At 65.1% G+C, this 15,669-nt stretch carries 18 protein-coding genes and 1 pseudogene; 6 read left to right on the forward strand and 13 right to left on the reverse strand.

Translation table 11 applies throughout. From position 1 onward, the window contains the following. Positions 1-284 precede the first annotated feature (284 nt). The 8 genes from ACFOHJ_RS04360 to ACFOHJ_RS04395 all read right to left on the reverse strand — a co-directional run bounded on the left by ACFOHJ_RS04360 (position 285) and on the right by ACFOHJ_RS04395 (position 8,395). Complete coding sequence (locus ACFOHJ_RS04360) at positions 285-1,304, reverse strand: SIS domain-containing protein (protein WP_378218897.1); 1,020 nt, start codon at positions 1,302-1,304, stop codon at positions 285-287. Then, a complete protein-coding gene (locus ACFOHJ_RS04365) occupies positions 1,301-2,287 on the reverse strand; it encodes a hypothetical protein (RefSeq protein ID WP_378218899.1) in 987 nt (328 codons plus the stop codon). Before ACFOHJ_RS04365 ends, ACFOHJ_RS04360 begins: the two co-directional genes overlap by 4 nt. Then, entirely contained in the window at positions 2,280-3,239 is a 960-nt protein-coding gene (locus ACFOHJ_RS04370; protein WP_378218901.1) for a carbohydrate kinase family protein, read from the reverse strand. The genes ACFOHJ_RS04365 and ACFOHJ_RS04370 overlap by 8 nt, the downstream gene beginning before the upstream one ends. Continuing rightward, positions 3,239-4,219 carry an ABC transporter permease gene (locus tag ACFOHJ_RS04375; RefSeq protein ID WP_378218903.1) on the reverse strand — a complete coding sequence of 327 codons (981 nt, stop codon included), beginning with the start codon at positions 4,217-4,219 and terminating at the stop codon, positions 3,239-3,241. The genes ACFOHJ_RS04370 and ACFOHJ_RS04375 overlap by 1 nt, the downstream gene beginning before the upstream one ends. Continuing rightward, positions 4,216-5,187 carry an ABC transporter permease gene (locus ACFOHJ_RS04380; protein ID WP_378218905.1) on the reverse strand — a complete coding sequence of 324 codons (972 nt, stop codon included), beginning with the start codon at positions 5,185-5,187 and terminating at the stop codon, positions 4,216-4,218. The genes ACFOHJ_RS04375 and ACFOHJ_RS04380 overlap by 4 nt, the downstream gene beginning before the upstream one ends. Before the next feature lie 129 nt (positions 5,188-5,316). Next, positions 5,317-6,303, reverse strand: a complete 987-nt coding sequence (locus ACFOHJ_RS04385) for an autoinducer 2 ABC transporter substrate-binding protein (RefSeq protein ID WP_378218907.1) — start codon at positions 6,301-6,303, stop codon at positions 5,317-5,319. A 101-nt stretch (positions 6,304-6,404) separates the two neighbouring features. Beyond that, positions 6,405-7,154: an ATP-binding cassette domain-containing protein gene (locus ACFOHJ_RS04390; RefSeq protein WP_378218909.1), complete on the reverse strand. Its 750-nt coding sequence runs from the start codon at positions 7,152-7,154 to the stop codon at positions 6,405-6,407. Between the two features lie 56 nt (positions 7,155-7,210). Next, entirely contained in the window at positions 7,211-8,395 is a 1,185-nt protein-coding gene (locus ACFOHJ_RS04395; protein ID WP_378218911.1) for a PfkB family carbohydrate kinase, read from the reverse strand. Positions 8,396-8,751: 356 nt separating this feature from the next. Here ACFOHJ_RS04395 and ACFOHJ_RS04400 point away from each other — a divergent pair, with 356 nt between their 5' ends. Next, positions 8,752-8,967 carry a hypothetical protein gene (locus ACFOHJ_RS04400; RefSeq protein WP_378218913.1) on the forward strand — a complete coding sequence of 72 codons (216 nt, stop codon included), beginning with the start codon at positions 8,752-8,754 and terminating at the stop codon, positions 8,965-8,967. Between the two features lie 30 nt (positions 8,968-8,997). Here the strand turns inward: ACFOHJ_RS04400 and ACFOHJ_RS04405 are convergent, their stop codons facing one another. From ACFOHJ_RS04405 to ACFOHJ_RS04415, 3 genes are all read right to left on the reverse strand, one after another. Further along, positions 8,998-9,447 carry a universal stress protein gene (locus ACFOHJ_RS04405; protein WP_378218915.1) on the reverse strand — a complete coding sequence of 150 codons (450 nt, stop codon included), beginning with the start codon at positions 9,445-9,447 and terminating at the stop codon, positions 8,998-9,000. Between the two features lie 119 nt (positions 9,448-9,566). After that, on the reverse strand, positions 9,567-10,136 hold the full coding sequence (locus ACFOHJ_RS04410) for a DUF488 domain-containing protein (protein WP_378218917.1): 570 nt from the start codon (positions 10,134-10,136) through the stop codon (positions 9,567-9,569). Beyond that, positions 10,136-10,345 carry a hypervirulence associated TUDOR domain-containing protein gene (locus tag ACFOHJ_RS04415; protein WP_378218919.1) on the reverse strand — a complete coding sequence of 70 codons (210 nt, stop codon included), beginning with the start codon at positions 10,343-10,345 and terminating at the stop codon, positions 10,136-10,138. Before ACFOHJ_RS04415 ends, ACFOHJ_RS04410 begins: the two co-directional genes overlap by 1 nt. Here ACFOHJ_RS04415 and ACFOHJ_RS04420 point away from each other — a divergent pair. The 4 genes and pseudogenes from ACFOHJ_RS04420 (at position 10,316) to ACFOHJ_RS04435 (ending at position 13,068) form a co-directional block, all read left to right on the forward strand. Beyond that, complete coding sequence (locus ACFOHJ_RS04420) at positions 10,316-10,861, forward strand: hypothetical protein (protein WP_378218921.1); 546 nt, start codon at positions 10,316-10,318, stop codon at positions 10,859-10,861. The genes ACFOHJ_RS04415 and ACFOHJ_RS04420 overlap by 30 nt on opposite strands. Positions 10,862-11,064: 203 nt before the next feature. After that, positions 11,065-11,810: pseudogene (locus tag ACFOHJ_RS04425) on the forward strand (COG4280 domain-containing protein). After that, positions 11,807-12,022 (forward strand): hypothetical protein, encoded by a 216-nt coding sequence (locus ACFOHJ_RS04430; protein WP_378218922.1) that lies wholly within the window; start codon positions 11,807-11,809, stop codon positions 12,020-12,022. Before ACFOHJ_RS04425 ends, ACFOHJ_RS04430 begins: the two are co-directional and overlap by 4 nt. A gap of 95 nt (positions 12,023-12,117) precedes the next feature. Continuing rightward, positions 12,118-13,068, forward strand: a complete 951-nt coding sequence (locus tag ACFOHJ_RS04435; protein ID WP_378218923.1) for a DUF5996 family protein — start codon at positions 12,118-12,120, stop codon at positions 13,066-13,068. A 24-nt stretch (positions 13,069-13,092) separates the two neighbouring features. Here ACFOHJ_RS04435 and ACFOHJ_RS04440 read toward each other — a convergent pair whose 3' ends face one another. Continuing rightward, a complete protein-coding gene (locus ACFOHJ_RS04440; RefSeq protein WP_378218924.1) occupies positions 13,093-13,842 on the reverse strand; it encodes a GGDEF domain-containing protein in 750 nt (249 codons plus the stop codon). 190 nt (positions 13,843-14,032) lie between these two features. Between ACFOHJ_RS04440 and ACFOHJ_RS04445 the strand changes: the two genes are divergently transcribed. Then, positions 14,033-14,917 (forward strand): DMT family transporter, encoded by an 885-nt coding sequence (locus ACFOHJ_RS04445; RefSeq protein WP_378218925.1) that lies wholly within the window; start codon positions 14,033-14,035, stop codon positions 14,915-14,917. On the opposite strand, the gene ACFOHJ_RS04450 is transcribed toward ACFOHJ_RS04445, so the two are convergent. Further along, on the reverse strand, positions 14,914-15,660 hold the full coding sequence (locus tag ACFOHJ_RS04450; protein WP_378218927.1) for an amino acid ABC transporter ATP-binding protein: 747 nt from the start codon (positions 15,658-15,660) through the stop codon (positions 14,914-14,916). The two genes, ACFOHJ_RS04445 and ACFOHJ_RS04450, sit on opposite strands and share 4 nt — an antisense overlap. Positions 15,661-15,669 lie beyond the last annotated feature (9 nt).

Genomic DNA, 15,669 nt, shown 5'->3' on the forward strand with positions numbered 1-15,669 from the left:
ATATCGCAGAGCTTACTCAGGGACGCAAGCGGTTTGTGCGCGCACGAACCGGCGACTGGGGGCGCCGGTCGGTAGCGCCAGACGATCCGATATGTTCGCCGGTTGCGGGCCTCATGACCGGTGGAAGGGGTCAGCAGGTAGGCCGCCGAGGCGGCCTCGGTCGAATAGCGGAGGCAGGTCGGTACTTCTCTCCGCTGCGGCAAGACGCACGGATTCGCCGCCGCATGGCAGCAGCGCGATAGTCAACGATCAGGCAGCCATCCATGGAAGGCTGCGGGTCGTCCTCAATCGGCCATCAACTGGCGCTGGATCGAAAGGTAGGTCGAGCCGTCGGGTCGTCCCGCGCGCGGCTCCTCCAGCGGAAACGCCAACTGGTCGGCAAGGGCAAGGCAGGTCCATTGCAGGAAGAAGGTCGAGTCGAGCACGGCGGAAAAGGCGGATTGCCAGGCCTCGCCCTGCTTTTCCTCCACCGCGAAAACGTGGCCGTTGGCGAGCCAACCCTCGAACGCCCCGACGACCTGGCGGGCGCGCTTCAGGCCGGCCGGCGTTCCGCCGAGCGCGATCAGCGTGTCCTGCGGCTCCAGCATGAAGTTCATGCCATGCACGAAGTTCTCGGTTTCCGCAGCGATGGCGATCAGCCCGCCCGCCTCGTGGAATTTGGCGGAGCCGTATTCGGCGCTGCCGAGATCGGGACCGGCCCCCAGGACGACGATCTTCGTGCCCGGGCTGTAACCTGCGGCAGCCGCGACGGCTGCCTGGCGGGTGAGGGATAGCCCATCCGGAACCTTGTCGAGCACCGGCTTTACCGCATCCGCCGGCCGCCCGGAAAAGCGGCGCGCGAGTTCGACCAGCGCCACAAGGGTAACCGTGTAGTCGAGCGTATGCGGCGTCTTGCGCGACAGCGGCTGGTAGGGCAGCAGCATCGTTTCGCCCGGCGCCCTGGCCAGCGCGCTGTCGGCGTTGCAGGTGATGGCGATGGTGCGGGCACCGGCGCGCCGGGCCACTTCCGCGGCCTCCACGGTGCGCTTGGTGCCTCCGGATATGGAGGAGAGGATGACGCAGTCGCCCGCCTCGAACCGGGTGAAGGACGCCAGTTCCAACGAGGTCCGGGACTGGAAGGGTTGGCCGAGCGCCTCGAACACGCCGCAAAGCGCGCGCGGAGCGAAGGCGGAATCGCCGCAGCCGCCGACAAAGACGCGGCCCGCGGGCGGCGTCATTTCATCGGCGCGCGCGGCAAGCTGCGGCTGCACCTGCGCCAACAGTTCTGCCTGCGCCTCGATCTCGCGCTTCATCATCGCGTTCATCGGCCGGCTCCTTCCACCCCGAAAGCCTTGCGGCCGAGATCCCAGATCGCGGATGGCGGCACCGGGCCGTATTCGGTCAGGATGGCGGTGGTCAGCGCCGCCGGCACCACTTCCAGTTCCGGCGCGCGCGTATCCACATTGCGGAGGTTTTCGATCGACAGGCCTTCAAGCAGCACCGTATCGTAGCTGCGCACGGCCGGCGGCGGCCTGTGCCCCTCATAGCTTCGCAGGTCGAGTTTCAGCAGGTCGGTGCAGCCAAAAATCTCGACTCCCGAAAGCGGCGCCAGCCGCGCGATCATCCGGCTGCCGATCGTGTTGAGGAAGCTGCCGTCCGCGCGCAGCGTCTCGACACCGAACAGCGCGGCATCGCAGGCTTCCAGCGCCTGGTCGATGGCGGCGTCCGGCACGAAGCGCACCTTCAGCCCGGCCGGCAGGAACTCTTCCAGGTAGCGTGCCCCGCCGGCAATGGCGCGGCTCTCCGGCACAACGATCGCCAGGTTGGGCTTGGCCTTGGCCAGCCCGATGACGATCGCGGACACCGTGCTCGAATAGTCGAACGCCATGACGCCGCGAACGGCGCCGAGATGGCGCACCGCCCTGGCGACCAGCCGCTCCTTCCTTTCGGCGGCGGCGATATCCCATTCGTGTAGCCGGTCGCGCAGCGCCTGCGCCTGTTCGCCTGGTGCAATATCGTCGAGGCCGGCCAGCAACAGCTTGAGGCTGTTGCCGATGACCGGCGTGTCGTGGCCGCGGGTGCGAGCGATGAAGTCGGCGGCCATGCGGGCGCGCTTCAACCCTTCCGCGGAACCGGACGTCGCCTCGATCAGGTGCAGGATCAGTTGATTGCCGAGCGCGACATGGCGGCTGGCGCCGAGCACGCCTTCATCGACGATCTGCCACAGATAATGCAGGGTGGCTTCGTCAGGCCCCGACAGGCCGGCGGCTTCCAGTTCAGCGACATGGTCGAACCTGCGTTCAGGCATAGGTCACTCCAGTAGGATCGTCATATCCGTGGGCAGCCGGCTGCCCGCGTCGTTCCAGAAACTCTTCCACCCGCGAGCGGACGGGCATGGCGGCCTGCGCGCCATAGTCGAGGGTGGCAAGGGCTGCCGCCGCATTGGCGAATTCGAGGCATCGGGAAGGCGCGCCACCGCTGAGCTTGCAGGCGATGTAGGAGCCGGCAAAGCAATCGCCGGCGCCGGTGGTATCGACGGAAGCGACCGCAAAGCCCGGCACGTCGGCACTGCCGTCGGCGGTGATGCGCCGGCAGCCCCTGGCGCCGAGGGTGACGATCATCTCCCCGCCCTTGCGCAGCCTGGTGACGTCGAGCGGCCCGCCCAGCACGCGGGACGCCACGTCCAGCGCCTCGCCGTTGAGGAACAGCGTATCGACCAGCGAAAGCACCTCGGCGAGGCGGGTCGGGTCGCGCACGATATCCGGCGGCTCGAGGTCGAGCGACGTGGAAAGGCCGGAGGCGGCGGCGCGCCGCAGCGCCTGCATCGACAGTTCGGACGAACCGTAGGTCAGGTGGACGTGGCGCACGCCGGCGAAGGCCCCTTCGTGCAGGTCGGCGACGGAGGGGAGGTAGGCGTCGGTCTCCAGCTTGATCAGCGACTTCTCGCCGGAGGGCGAGATCAGCACCACGCACATGAAGGTTTCCATGCCGGCCCGCCGCGACAGGAAGCCGAGGTCGACGCCCTCGCGCCCGATCTCGGCCACCGCGAACGTGCCGGCGGAATCATCGCCCACCGCCGAGATCAACCGGCTCTTCAGGCCGAAGCGCGCGATGGCGACAGCTGCATTCGCGGCCATCCCGCCCGGTTTCTGCCCATGGTTGCGGCCCGCCACCTTCTGGTCGAAGCCGGGGATGGAGGGAACCGAAATGAACATGTCGACATCGAGGTCGCCGATGCAAAGAACGTCGATGTCACTCATCAGGAGCCGGTTCTCCAGCGAAGCTTCATGCCGCCGAGGCTGGAGACGGAGCCGATCAGCAGAACGCCGATCACGCCCAGTTGCCAGGCGGCGGAGATGTTGGCGAGTTGCAGGCCGATCTGCAGCGTCGTGACGATCAATATGGCCACGATGGCGCCGGGAACGCCGCCGGTACCGCCGAAGATGTGGGTGCCGCCAAGCACCGCGATCGTCACCGCCAGCAGTTCCATGCCCTTGCCGGCATCCGGCCGCGCGGCCATGAACCACGACATGGCGATGATGGCGCCGATCGCGGAAAGCACCCCTGAAAGCACGTAGAGCCCGGTGCGGATGCGCGCGACATCGAGCCCCGACAGATGGGCGGCGCGGTCGTCATTGCCGCAGGCGATGATGTGGCGGCCGATCACGGTGCGCGTCAGCATGACGTGCAGGATGACAGCGACCGGCAGGAGCACGAAGAGGAAGGAATTGGGGATGCCGAAGGTCTGCCCGAGGCCGAGCCAGGCGAAGCCCGCCGGGAAGTTGGAGAACGGGCGGCCTTCCGTGGTCGCAAGCGCCAGCCCGCCATAGGCGAACATCGTCGCCAGCGTCGCCATCAGCGAGGGAATGCGCAGATAGTTCACCAGGATCCCGTTGACGAGCCCGAACAGCGCGCCCGCGACCAGCCCGGCCGCGCAGGCCAGCCAGATGTTCAGGCCCACCGCCAGCAGAGCGCCGACGATGACGCTGACCAGCGAGACGATCGCGCCGACCGACAGGTCGATGCCCGGCCCGCCCGCCAGCACCACCAGCGTCTGGCCGAGCCCGAGCAGGCCCAGCACCGGCACATATTGCAGCAGGTAGGGCACGGTGCTCGCCTGCAGGAAATAGGGCGACAGCAGGCTCATCGCTACGATGGAGACGATCCACAGCCCGATGAGGACGAGAAGGCGAGCCCTCAGCGGATCGGAAGTCGAAAAGCGGCTGTTGCGAGCGATCATAGCGACCTCGGATTGTTGCGGCTGGCCAGCGCATCGGCCGTGAGCACGATGACGAGCAGGCCGCCGATGATAACGGTCTCCCACAGCGAGGAGATGCCCACGAGCACCAGCCCGTTCTGCATGATGCGGATGAAGACGACGCCGAGCAGCGTGCCGAGCAGGCTCCCCACACCGCCGCGGATGCTGGTGCCGCCGAGGATCGTCGCGGCGATCGCCTCGAAGGCGATGCTGGTGCCGATGTTAATTTCCACGTTGCGCATCCGCGCCACGTAGAGCAGAGCGGCCAGCCCCGCCAGGAAACCGAGGATGGCGTAGGTCGCGATCTTGGTGCGGTCGACATTGATGCCGACCAGGCGCGCGGACTGCTCGTTGCAGCCAATGGCATAGATGTGGCGGCCGAAGGGAAGCCGGCGCAGCACCACCCAGCAGGCGAGATAGACCGCGAGGATGACGAGTGCCGACGCCGGCACGAAGCCGACCGTGCCGTTGACCAGCGGCGAAAGCGTGCCCGGCAGGCCGGCGATCCAGGCTCCGCCGATGACCAGGAACATGATGGCGGAAAACACATACATCGAGCCCAGCGTGGCGACGATGGGCGGCACCTTGAGCTTGGCCGTCAGCACGCCGTTGAAGGCGCCGAGCACGGTGCCGGCGAAAAGGCCGATAGGCGCGACCGCGAAGGCCGGCAGGCCAGCCTGGTAGGCCTTGCCGATGATGATGGCCGACACCGCGAGGATGCCGCCGACGCTGACGTCGATGCCGCCCATGATGATGACGAGCGTCATGCCGCCCGACACGATCGCCAGTTCCAGCCCTGCCCGCAGGGTTTGGACCAGGTTGGAAACCGTCAGGAAATAAGGCGAGGCCAGCGAAAACGCCGCCCCCACCACGACGATGGTGGCAAGCAGCGCGATCTCGCGCGAGGCGGTCGGCGATACAAGTCTGAACGCTGGACGCGGATCGGTCACGGCTGTCATTTTCCCTGGCTCTCGATTCAAGAGGGCTTTTCGGCAAGCCCTGGCGGCAGGACCGGCTTGCCGGTCATTGCCTTGGGTACCCCGCGCCCGGACGGGCGCAGGGTACTGCGAGTTTTCGACTTAGAAGTCGAACTGCTCGATGTTTTCCTTGGTGAAGATCATCGGATTGCCGAGAAGCAGGATTTTCTGGTCGGCAAGCCACTGCACGTTGGCATCGAGGCCTTCGACCTTGGGCGAAGCGTCGAACGCCTTGCCGTCGGCCAGTTGCTTGCCCGCCCAGACCGTCAGGTAGCCGAGGTCGGACGGGTTCCAGAGCACCGAATAGGTGAGCGCGCCGGAAAGCATGTAGTCCTTGATGGTGTTGGGTGAGCAGAAGCCGGTGGTGACGATCTGGCCTTGCTTGCCGGCGGCTTCCACCGCCTGGCCGATACCGGGGCAGGTCGTGGAGGCGATGCCGATGATGCCGCCGAGGTCGGGGTTGCGCGTCATGGCGTCGGTCGCGAACTGGAAGGCGCGCGAGGCCGTGCCGTCGGTGTGGTCGACCGAGCCGATCTTGAGATCGGGATATTCGCTCGCCGCACGTTCCTTGATCGCCGCGATCCAGGCGTTGAGGCTGGCGATGGTCGGCGCATCGGAGATGATGGCCACCTTGCCGTCCTTGCCGATGCGCTTCACCATCTCGTCGAGGATCGTGTAGCCGAGGTCCTTGTCCATGGCCTGCGCCACATAGAACTCGCGCTCGCTGCCGGCGGCGTCGGCGTCCGAGGTGATGACGTGGATGCCCTGCGCCCGCGCCTTGGCGATGGCCGGCTTCAGCGTTTCCACGTCGTCCGGCGACACGGCAACGACGTTGACGCCCTGATTGACGAAGCTCTCGAAGATGCGGAGCTGGTCGGCGGCGTTGGTGGTGGTCGGCCCCTGCTGGATATAGTCGACGCCAAAGGCCTCGGCCGCCTTCTTGCCGCCGTTCTCCATGGCCACGTAGTAAGGGATGCCCTGGATCTGCGGAACGAAGGCGACGCGCACCTTGTCCTGCGCGATGGCGGCGCTCGAAATCGCGACGGCCGCCAGAAGGCCAGCCGTCAAGGTCTTCATAAGTCTGGTCATTTACTCCTCCGTCTACTCTACTGTTTGCGTTGAACGGGCGCCCATCGCCCACTCGTCCACGCCTTCCAAGGGCCGTCCGGTTCGATTTCCGGCATTGCTCCCTAGGCAGCGGCGGGTACTTCATGGGCCCCGGTGATGAGGCCGATGATCTCCTGTGGGGTCGTCTTCTTTGTCTCGCGCACCGCGATGCAGCGGCCGTGGCGCATGACCGAGATGCGGTCGGAAACCTCGAAGACGTCCTGAATATTGTGCGAGATGAGCACGACCGACTTGCCGCTCGCCCGCAGCCGGACGATGAAGTCGAGCACTTTTCGGACCTCCGCCACGGCAAGGGCCGCGGTCGGCTCGTCCATGATGATCAGCCGCGCATCCATGTTGAGGGCGCGGGCGATGGCCACGCCCTGGCGCTGGCCACCGGACATGGATTCCACCCAGGAATCGATGTTCGGGATATGCACATCGAGCTGGCGCAGCAACTCATGCGTGCGCTTGCGCATGGCCGACGTATCGAGGAAGGGAATGCCGAGCAGCGGCTTCCTGATTTCCCGGCCGAGGAAGACGTTGTCGACGACATTCATCTTCCCGGCCAATGCCAGTTCCTGGTAGATGGTGGCGATGCCGTTGCTCCAGGCATCCTGGGGCGAGCGGAAATTGACCTTCCGGCCCTCCATCTCGATCGTGCCTTCATCGGGAAGATGCGCGCCCGACATCGTCTTGATCAGCGTCGACTTGCCGGCGCCGTTATCGCCGACCAGCGCCATGACCTCGCCCGCCGCGACCTCGAAATCGACATGGTCGAGGGCCGTCAGCCCGCCGAAGCGCTTCACGATCCCCTTCATCTTGAAAACCATTGGCTGGCCTTTCTTTTCCGGTGTCTGTTGCGAAGTTCACGCGAACGAAACGGGCCTCATGCCGCCTGCGTCCCCAGCTCGGCGAGCGCGGCGGTAAGGTCGTCATGCGAGGCGATCAGGGCCTGTGCGCCCTCCACCGTGGTGGTAAGGCTGCCCGAGGCGGCGGCGTGGCGCGCGGCGTATTCCAGTGTGGCGCCGTTCATCCAGTAGGCGAGGAAGGTGCCGGCGAAACTGTCGCCCGCCCCCGTCGCATCGACCTGCTTGACCGGCAGCGCCGGAACCTCGATCGGCGCCGAGCCGTCGGCGGGGAAGACCACCGCCCCGTAGGCGCCGAACGTGATGACGAGGTGACCGCGGCGGACAAGGCCCGAAAGTTGCGTCCTGATTTCGGCGACCAGCGCCTGCATCGGCAGGCGGATATCGAAGATGTCGCGGATCAGCCGATCGCCGGCAAAGGTGAGGTCGATGCGGCCGACAAGGTCGAGAAAGGCATCCGGCGTGTGCGAGGACGCCGGCAGGCCCGCCGAATGGAGGCTGACCTTCCAGCCCGCCTCATGGAACCGGTCGATGGAGCCGCGCATCCGGTCGTAATGGTAGCCCTCGATATGCATGCAGCAGGGCCGCCCTTCCCGCTTCACGTCGAGCTGGCCGGTCAGGTCGACCTCCGACAATTCGAAGGGCTCGTTGACGATAGTGCGGCTGCCGTTCTCCTCAATAAAGACGATGCAGCGTGACAGGCGGTTGTTGTAGGGGCGGCGGATGGGCAGGGCGTGCACGCTCTTTTGCGAAAGCTCGGCCAGCGCCCAGTCGCTGTCCGGATCGTCGCCAAGGGCCGTGGCGAGCTCTACGTCGAGCGCGAACTGGCCCGAGGTGCCGACGCCCGCTGCGGCGACGGCGACGTTCGCGGCCGGGCCGCCGAGCGCCTTTTCGATGTGATGGGCCGTGATGCGGTCGTCGCGGTGCGGAAGCACCTCGACCCGGCACAGATAGTCGACGCTGATATAGCCGGCGACCACGAGGCGCGCACAATGCGACCGGTCCTCGGGCTGCGCTCCATTGGCATGGGAAAGCGCGCGCGCGACAACGCTCGGGCGGTAGGCCAGCCGCCGCACCGCGGCGTCGATGCGATCCGCCGTCTCCTTGCGGACGTTTGCGGTGCCGTTCAGGTAATTGGACACGGTCCCGACCGAAACGGCGGCGGCGGCGGCCACATCCGCGATCGTTGGTCGTTTCCTCGCCATCAACTCCATTCCCTTATTGAAGCGGTTCAATGCTATGGGCTAAAATTGCCGATATCAAGTCGATATCTGGCACGCTGGAAAGAAATTTGCGGGCATGATACGGATTTAATTGAAGAAATTTCAATTTCATGCCGAAAGAAGGGGGTCGGCATCGGAAAATCACATGCGGATCAAACGTTTCGGTCGGTATCCAGCCGGTGGGCCTGTGTGGCCCGATCCGGCGACGGCGATCCCATTCGTTTCCGGCCCCAAGCCGTGATCCAGCAGCGAGGCGCAGGTGGCCCTTGACCTGCCGCCTGCTCCGGCCGATGTCGTCTTCAACCGCCCCCGCCAAAATCGCTGAGGCGGCAACCCATATGAAATACAGGCTGAAGAAAAATCTGGGCTACTCGACGATCCATCGGATCGGCGACTACCTGCGTGCCCACGGCACCGGCAAGCACTGGGTCGAGAAGGACCGCGGAGATATCTTCATCCACGCATCGGAGGAACGCGACGAGGCGATCCTCCAAAACGAGTTCGCGGACGTTCTCGAGGCCATCCACGATACAACGGCGGACAAGCACGGCTGACGCCCTTGGACGCCAGCCGGCATTATCAGCTCAGCGCACGACCAGCACGGGCGTATGGCTGTGCGCCAATACCTCGGCGGTCTGGCTTCCCATCAGCATGCGGCTTATTCCGCGCCGCCCATGGGAGGCCATCACGATCAGGTCGCAGTCATGGCTGGCGGCAGCCTCGAGGATCGCCGTCGCGGGGTGGGCGTTCGCTACGTGAACCGTATTCGCGTCGATCCCCAGCTTGCCCGCCTCGGCCTTGACCGCCGACAGGATTTCACCGGCGAACCGCTTCTGGCCCTCGTCATATCGCTCGTAGTCGACCGGACTTCCGACCCATCCGGAGCTTGTCGTCGCACCCTGTATGGGAAACCGCTCGGTGGCGACGACGACCGTCACCTTGCTGCCGAGGGCCTTTGCCAGCGACAGGCCCTGGTCGACGCCCCGCTGGGCAAGGTCAGATCCGTCGGTGGTGATCAGGATATGGTTGTACAAGGCGCGTCTCCTTCTATGGGTTTCCCTATGGGATGAGGTAGGCACCCGCAGCCCGACCGGCAAGCAGGCCGGGCAAGTTGGAAGGATATCGCGACACTTCGGTGCGTTGGAAGCCGTCGCTATACGGGGCGCGAAGTGGCGGCAGGCTTCTCTGGGTTCGGCCGCGGGTATTCCACCAAACCGGACGGCAGGATTCGAGCGCCTTCGGTCAGGCGGGCCGCCTCGATCCGGTCCTGCCCCATCAGATGAAAGACGTCCTCGCCGCGCGCGATAAGATAGTCGGCGACGATACGCCGGTGGCAGCGCCACCAGACGGCCTCCGAGCACATCATCGCGCATGGCCGCTCGCGGCCCAGGGCGACCAGCCGGCCGAGGCCGAGACGAAAGCTGTCCGACATCGCATAGTCGGCATAATTGTGAAAACTCTGGTTGTCCCAGAACCCGTTCGTGTCGGTCGGCACGGACCGGGACTTGCCGCGCAGCCCGCCCAGTTCGGGAATGCGTTCATAGCCGAGTTGGAAGACGGCCAGGCTGCCGGGAAGCGTATCCTCGTTATATTGCGGATTGGTCCGCGACTTCGGCACCGTCCTTATGTCTACCACCAGCCCGACATCCGCGACCCGCAGCAGGCCGATGAATTCCTCCAGCGAGCGGGTCGAGTGGCCGATCGTGTAGAAGGGCAGCCTCATCAGGACAACGTCAGGGCTCCGCCCTTATGGGCCGCGATATGGTCGGTCTTGTCGCTCTTGATCTCGTATTGCGGATCGGCCTCCGAAGCGTGCCGCCTGTGGCCCTTGTAGTCGAAATCGCTGGTATGGATCGCCTTGATCGTCCCGCTTACCCGGCCGGCCTCCGAATTCCAACTGACATGATCGCCTATCTTGAACTTCTTCGCCATCTCGATCTCCTTGAACCTCCCCGCCCCTCCGGCAACCCGTGCGGGCGGAACAGGTTCCATATAGGGCGCGCCGCGCCGATTGGAGAATTGCCGTCCGGCCTGATCCACCGGATCGCCGGTCCGTCGATGCCTGCCAAGATTCAGAAACAAAATTCAACAAGCGGGAAAAATTCGGGAAAAGAGCCGGTGTCATGGTTCGGACAGGGTCCGGAATGGCCGGGTCTCCAAAAAAAAGGAAACGCCATGAAGATCGTGACACTCGTTGCTTCCGTCGCCGTTGCAGGCTTCCTGTCAACCGGAGCCTTCGCGGCATCCACGACCGCGGCAAAAACCACCACGCCTGCCACGACAACCGCCACGACCACCACCAAGAAGCCAGCGGCAAAGGTATCGCCGGAAAAGACTGCGATCTCCAAACAATGCTCGTCGCTCGCCGACGCCAAGGGCCTGCATGGCAAGGACCGCGAGAAATTCCGCGCCGAATGCAAGAAGAACGGCGGGAAGATGCCGCAGTAGCGCCTCCCCCCGAACCGATCGGCATTCCCCCGCCCCGGCGGGGGAATTTGTTCCGTGGCTACGATTTTCCGGCGAAGTTCGACACCGATGGATCGCTGCGCGGATGGTTCTTTCGCCGCAAAGACATGCCTGCGCCCTATCGCGCGGTCCTCCTTCACGCGATAGGCTGTAGCGGACACGGCAAGACTGCAAGGCGGTGAGTTATGGACGTCGTTTCGTGGAGTGTTGCCGCGCCGGCGATCGGCTCGGCCTTCGCGGCTTCGCTGGTCGAGGTGGTGGAGGCCTTTACCATCGTGCTGGCGGTCGCGACCATGCGCGGCTGGAAGCCCGCCCTGCTCGGCGCCGCCGCTGGGCTGGCGGTGCTGGGACTGTTGATCCTCCTGCTCGGTCCCCTGCTCGACCGGGTTCCCTTCACCTTCTCCAACTGGTCATCGGCATTCTCCTTCTGCTGTTCGGCATGGGGTGGTTGCGCAAGGCGATCCTGCGCGCCGCCGGCGTCATCGCCCTTCATGACGAGGCCGCGATCTTTCGGTCCAGGCAGGCACAACTGAAAACCGGCGGCAAAGCCGCTCTCGGCTGGGTAGCCGGCCTGGGGGCATTCAAGGCAGTGCTGCTCGAAGGCCTGGAAGTGGTGTTCATCGTCATCGCCGTGGGAGCCGGCAGTGGCCTGCTCTGGCCCGCCGCCATGGAGGCGCTGGCCGCCTGCGCCTGCATCGGTGCAATCGGCATTCTGGTTCGCAAACCGCTCGCCAACATGCCCGAAAACACCCTGAAATTCGGCGTCGGCGTCATGCTCTCGAGCTTCGGCGTGTTCTGGACCGGCGAGGGCCTCGGCATCGACTGGCCGGGGCGGGATCTGGCGCTGCTGCTGTTCGCCGCCCTGTTCCTCTCGGTCGGGCTTGCGGCCGCTTCGCTGTTGCGGCAGCCGCGTCGGGAGGCCCTGCATTGAACATCCTTGCGGAAGTTTTCAGGGAACTGGTCGGCATGTTCCTGGCGGAAGCCAGGCTGTCGCTGGCGACACTGGCGCTGGTCGGGCTTGTCGCCGTGCTGTCGCTTGCTGTCCATGTCGCGCCGCTGCTCGCCGGCGCAATCCTGCTGGTCGGCTGCTTCGCCATCCTGGTCGAAGCGACCGTGCGGGAGGCCCGCCGCAGGCGCCGATAACTGGTCCCGATATCCATGGGCTGGCCAATCGCCTGCCGCGCCTCCTATAGTGGCTTGTCGTTGACTTCGCGGACCGGGAGGCGACGGGAGAAGCTATGTCGGCTGAAAACGATGTCGAACGCTGGCCAGCGCTGCCTTATGCGGCGTGGAAGCCTACCTACGAAACGCTGCACCTGTGGACCCAGATCGTCGGCAAAGTCCGGCTGATGCGCGAACCGTGGCTCAACCACTCCTGGCATGTCCCGCTTTATGTGACCGCGCGTGGCCTGACCACTTCGCCGATGCCGGCCGGCGACCGGGCGTTCCAGATCGACTTCGATTTCATCGACCACGTGCTTTGGATAAGGACGAGCGACGACCGCGCCCGCCAGGTCATGCTGGTCGCCAAGCCCGTTGCCGAATTCTACGGCGAGGTGATGGAGGCGCTTGCCGAGCTTGGGCTCGATACGCCGATCACGACGTTTCCCTGCGAGATCGCCGACGGTATCGCCTTCGACGAGGACAACGTCCACGCCTCGTACGATCCCGACTACGCCAATCGGCTGTGGCGCATCCTGCTTGCCACGCACGAGGTTTTTTCGCGCTTCCGCACCGGCTTCCTCGGCAAGGTCAGCCCCGTGCATTTCTTCTGGGGCAGCTTCGACCTTGCGGTGACGCGCTTTTCGGGCCGGCGTGCGCCGCTGCATCCGGGCGGCGTTCCGCGACTGGCCGACACGGTCGCCCAGGAAGCCTATTCGCATGAGGTGAGCAGCGCCGGTTTCTGGCCGGGCGGCGGACTGACCGACTATCCGGCCTTCTATTCCTATGCCTATCCGGCGCCGACCGGCTTCGCCTCGGCCCCCGTCCAGCCGCCGCAAGCGTTCTTCTCGCAGGAACTGGGAGAATTCCTGCTGCCCTACGACGCGATGCGCGCCTTGCCCGACCCGGAGGCCGCGCTGATGGCGTTCCTGCAAAGCACCTACGAGACCGCGGCCAGCCTTGGCCAATGGGACCGCGACGCGCTTGAATGCGCCTATGGCGCACCTTGCCGTCCGCGACCTGTTTGATGGTTCAATTGGAAAATCCGCTGCCTAGGCGATCGACTTGCTGAGGACCGGATGAACGGGAAGCATCCGCCGTCTCTTGCGGTCGTAGAGCTTGTCGTCCGCCAGCTTCATCGCATCCCTGAAGCCGAGGCGGCTTTTGCAGGCCAAGTGTCCGAAGGACATCGAGAGCGTCGCATTATCCAGGCCGCTGCGCAGCCTGAACTCTCTCGCCGCGATCTGGTTGACGTTCCGGGCCGCCGCTTCCATGCCGGCATCGCGCTGGGGAACGAAGGCACAGAACTCGTCACCGCCGACGCGCCCGATCAGGCTCGCTTCCGGCAACGCCTTACGCAGAGCCACGGCGGCGCTGAGGATCGCATCGTCGCCGACGCCGTGCCCGAACGTGTCATTGATGGCCGTCAGATAATCGACGTCGGCAATCAGGAAGCAGCCCCGGACATCGTGCGCCTGCGCCAGTTCGAATTGCTCGGTAAAGCTCCTGCGGTTCAGCAGCCCGGTCAGCGGGTCGGAGTTGGCGGACTTCGCCAGCTTGGCCGCGTCCTTCAGCAGTTCGCGGTAGGAGGTTTCGAGCTTCTCCAGCTTGGTGAACCAGACCACGCCCAGCGGTATCGCGATGACGAACGGCAGGACCAGCCGTACAGCGATGGTGACGGCGTCGGCTTCCGCGCCGATCAGCACGCGCACGCCGGTCGACAGCGAAATCGAGATCGCCGCCGCGACGCATGTCACGATCGCGGTCCGCTTCCAGACGAAGGCGGAAGGCCATCTCACCATATCTACCCATGAAGGACATCCAAGCTCCCTCAGATGGCATGCGTGGGTATAGGCCCGGCTAATTTACTTGCTACTATTTTACTTATCGATACTCCATCGGGGTGGCCCGCAGGCAGCCGCACGGGACGAGAGGAGATCAAGCCCGCGGGCGCTTGTTGCCGAACGGCGTGAGAGGTGATTACTTCCGCCAATGAGAACGGCGCTTTTGACCACGATCGCCATGCTTGCCTTCGCGACGAACTCGATTCTGGCCAGGCACGCACTTTCGGACGACGCAATCGACCCGCTCGCTTTTACCGGCATAAGGCTGGTGTCCGGCGCGGCGGTGCTCGCCCTCATCGTGTTCATCCGGGCAAGAGCGGAAACGCGGCCGATGGGCGCACTAAAAGGAAGCTGGTCCGGTGCCGCCGCCCTGTTGCTCTATGCCGTCGCCTTCTCCGTCGCTTACGTGATGATCGGCGCCGGCCCCGGCGCCCTCATCCTTTTTGCAAGCGTGCAGATCAGCATGATCGCCTGGGCGATCGTCAAAGGCGACAGGCCGGCCTTCCTCGAATGGACAGGCATGGGCATCGCGATCATCGCATTGGCCTACCTGGTTTCCCCCGGCCTGACCGCGCCACCCCTGGCGGGGGCGCTTCTCATGGCCGTCGCGGGTGCTTCCTGGGGCGCCTATTCGCTCATCGGCCGGGGGTCGCACTCGCCGCTGGCGGACACGGCGGGCAATTTCATCCGCTGCGTGCCCATCGGTATCGCCGCTATCCTGGCGGGTGTCGCCTACTCGCGCCCTACCACCGAAGGCCTTGCCTACGCTCTCGCCTCGGGAGCGATAGCCTCCGGCCTGGGCTACATCATCTGGTACGGTGTCTTGCCCCACCTCACACGAACGACCGCGGCGGTCGTCCAACTGACCGTCCCGGCCATCGCAGCGTTGGGCGGCGTCGTCTTTATCGGCGAACCGCTAACCGTCCGGCTCCTGGTCGCCATGGCCGGGATCATCGGCGGCGTGACCATTACGCTATTGGCCACGGATCATCGGCGTCGCCGTCGAGCCGGCCAGATGGGCGTCACCGGCTAGTGGCCGAGAATCTGGTCGAGGAAGCGCCGGCTGCGCTCGTGCACGGGGTTTTCGAAAAAGCGGTCGGGGGTGTTTTCCTCCACGATCTCGCCGCGATCCATGAACACGATCCTGTCCGCCACCTTGCGCGCGAAACCCATTTCATGGGTCACGCACACCATCGTCATGCCCTCGCCGGCAAGGTCGACCATCACGTCGAGCACTTCCGAGATCATCTCAGGGTCGAGGGCGGAGGTGGGTTCGTCGAAAAGCATGATCTTGGGCGACATGCACAGCGCACGCGCGATCGCGACGCGTTGCTGCTGGCCGCCCGACAGCTCGCCCGGGAACTTGTCCGCCTTCTCCGGTATCCGGACTCGTTCCAGGTAGCGCATCGCCATCGCTTCGGCATCGCTGCGCGTCATCTTGCGCACCAGCATCGGCGCCAGGATGCAGTTCTCCAGGACCGTCATGTGCGCGAACAGATGGAAGTGCTGGAAGACCATGCCGACGTCGCGGCGAATCTCCTCGATGTTGCGCAGGTCCTCGTTCAACTCGGTGCCCAGCACGACGATGCGGCCGCCGTGATGTTCCTCGAGCCGGTTGATGCAGCGGATCATGGTCGACTTGCCGGAGCCGGAGGGGCCGCAGACCACAACCTTCTCCCCTTCGAAGATCGTCAGGTCGACATTGTTGAGGGCGTGGTAGACGCCATAATATTTGTTCACCTGGGAGAGCTGGATGGCAGCTTGTCTCGTTTCCATGGCGCCCGT

The sequence above is a fragment of the Aquamicrobium soli genome, from assembly GCF_042646345.1.
Taxonomy (GTDB): Bacteria; Pseudomonadota; Alphaproteobacteria; order Rhizobiales; family Rhizobiaceae; genus Mesorhizobium; species Mesorhizobium soli_A.

Coding starts and splice junctions, on each gene's coding strand:
- ACFOHJ_RS04365 (WP_378218899.1), bottom strand. CDS start 2,287: ATGCCTGAACGCAGGTTCGACCATGTCGCTGAACTGGAAGCCGCCGGC.
- ACFOHJ_RS04415 (WP_378218919.1), bottom strand. CDS start 10,345: ATGGCGAAGAAGTTCAAGATAGGCGATCATGTCAGTTGGAATTCGGAG.
- ACFOHJ_RS04420 (WP_378218921.1), top strand. CDS start 10,316: ATGATCGCCTATCTTGAACTTCTTCGCCATCTCGATCTCCTTGAACCT.
- ACFOHJ_RS04385 (WP_378218907.1), bottom strand. CDS start 6,303: ATGACCAGACTTATGAAGACCTTGACGGCTGGCCTTCTGGCGGCCGTC.
- ACFOHJ_RS04410 (WP_378218917.1), bottom strand. CDS start 10,136: ATGAGGCTGCCCTTCTACACGATCGGCCACTCGACCCGCTCGCTGGAG.
- ACFOHJ_RS04450 (WP_378218927.1), bottom strand. CDS start 15,660: ATGGAAACGAGACAAGCTGCCATCCAGCTCTCCCAGGTGAACAAATAT.
- ACFOHJ_RS04440 (WP_378218924.1), bottom strand. CDS start 13,842: ATGGTGAGATGGCCTTCCGCCTTCGTCTGGAAGCGGACCGCGATCGTG.
- ACFOHJ_RS04445 (WP_378218925.1), top strand. CDS start 14,033: ATGAGAACGGCGCTTTTGACCACGATCGCCATGCTTGCCTTCGCGACG.
- ACFOHJ_RS04370 (WP_378218901.1), bottom strand. CDS start 3,239: ATGAGTGACATCGACGTTCTTTGCATCGGCGACCTCGATGTCGACATG.
- ACFOHJ_RS04395 (WP_378218911.1), bottom strand. CDS start 8,395: ATGGCGAGGAAACGACCAACGATCGCGGATGTGGCCGCCGCCGCCGCC.
- ACFOHJ_RS04375 (WP_378218903.1), bottom strand. CDS start 4,219: ATGATCGCTCGCAACAGCCGCTTTTCGACTTCCGATCCGCTGAGGGCT.
- ACFOHJ_RS04360 (WP_378218897.1), bottom strand. CDS start 1,304: ATGAACGCGATGATGAAGCGCGAGATCGAGGCGCAGGCAGAACTGTTG.
- ACFOHJ_RS04435 (WP_378218923.1), top strand. CDS start 12,118: ATGTCGGCTGAAAACGATGTCGAACGCTGGCCAGCGCTGCCTTATGCG.
- ACFOHJ_RS04390 (WP_378218909.1), bottom strand. CDS start 7,154: ATGGTTTTCAAGATGAAGGGGATCGTGAAGCGCTTCGGCGGGCTGACG.
- ACFOHJ_RS04400 (WP_378218913.1), top strand. CDS start 8,752: ATGAAATACAGGCTGAAGAAAAATCTGGGCTACTCGACGATCCATCGG.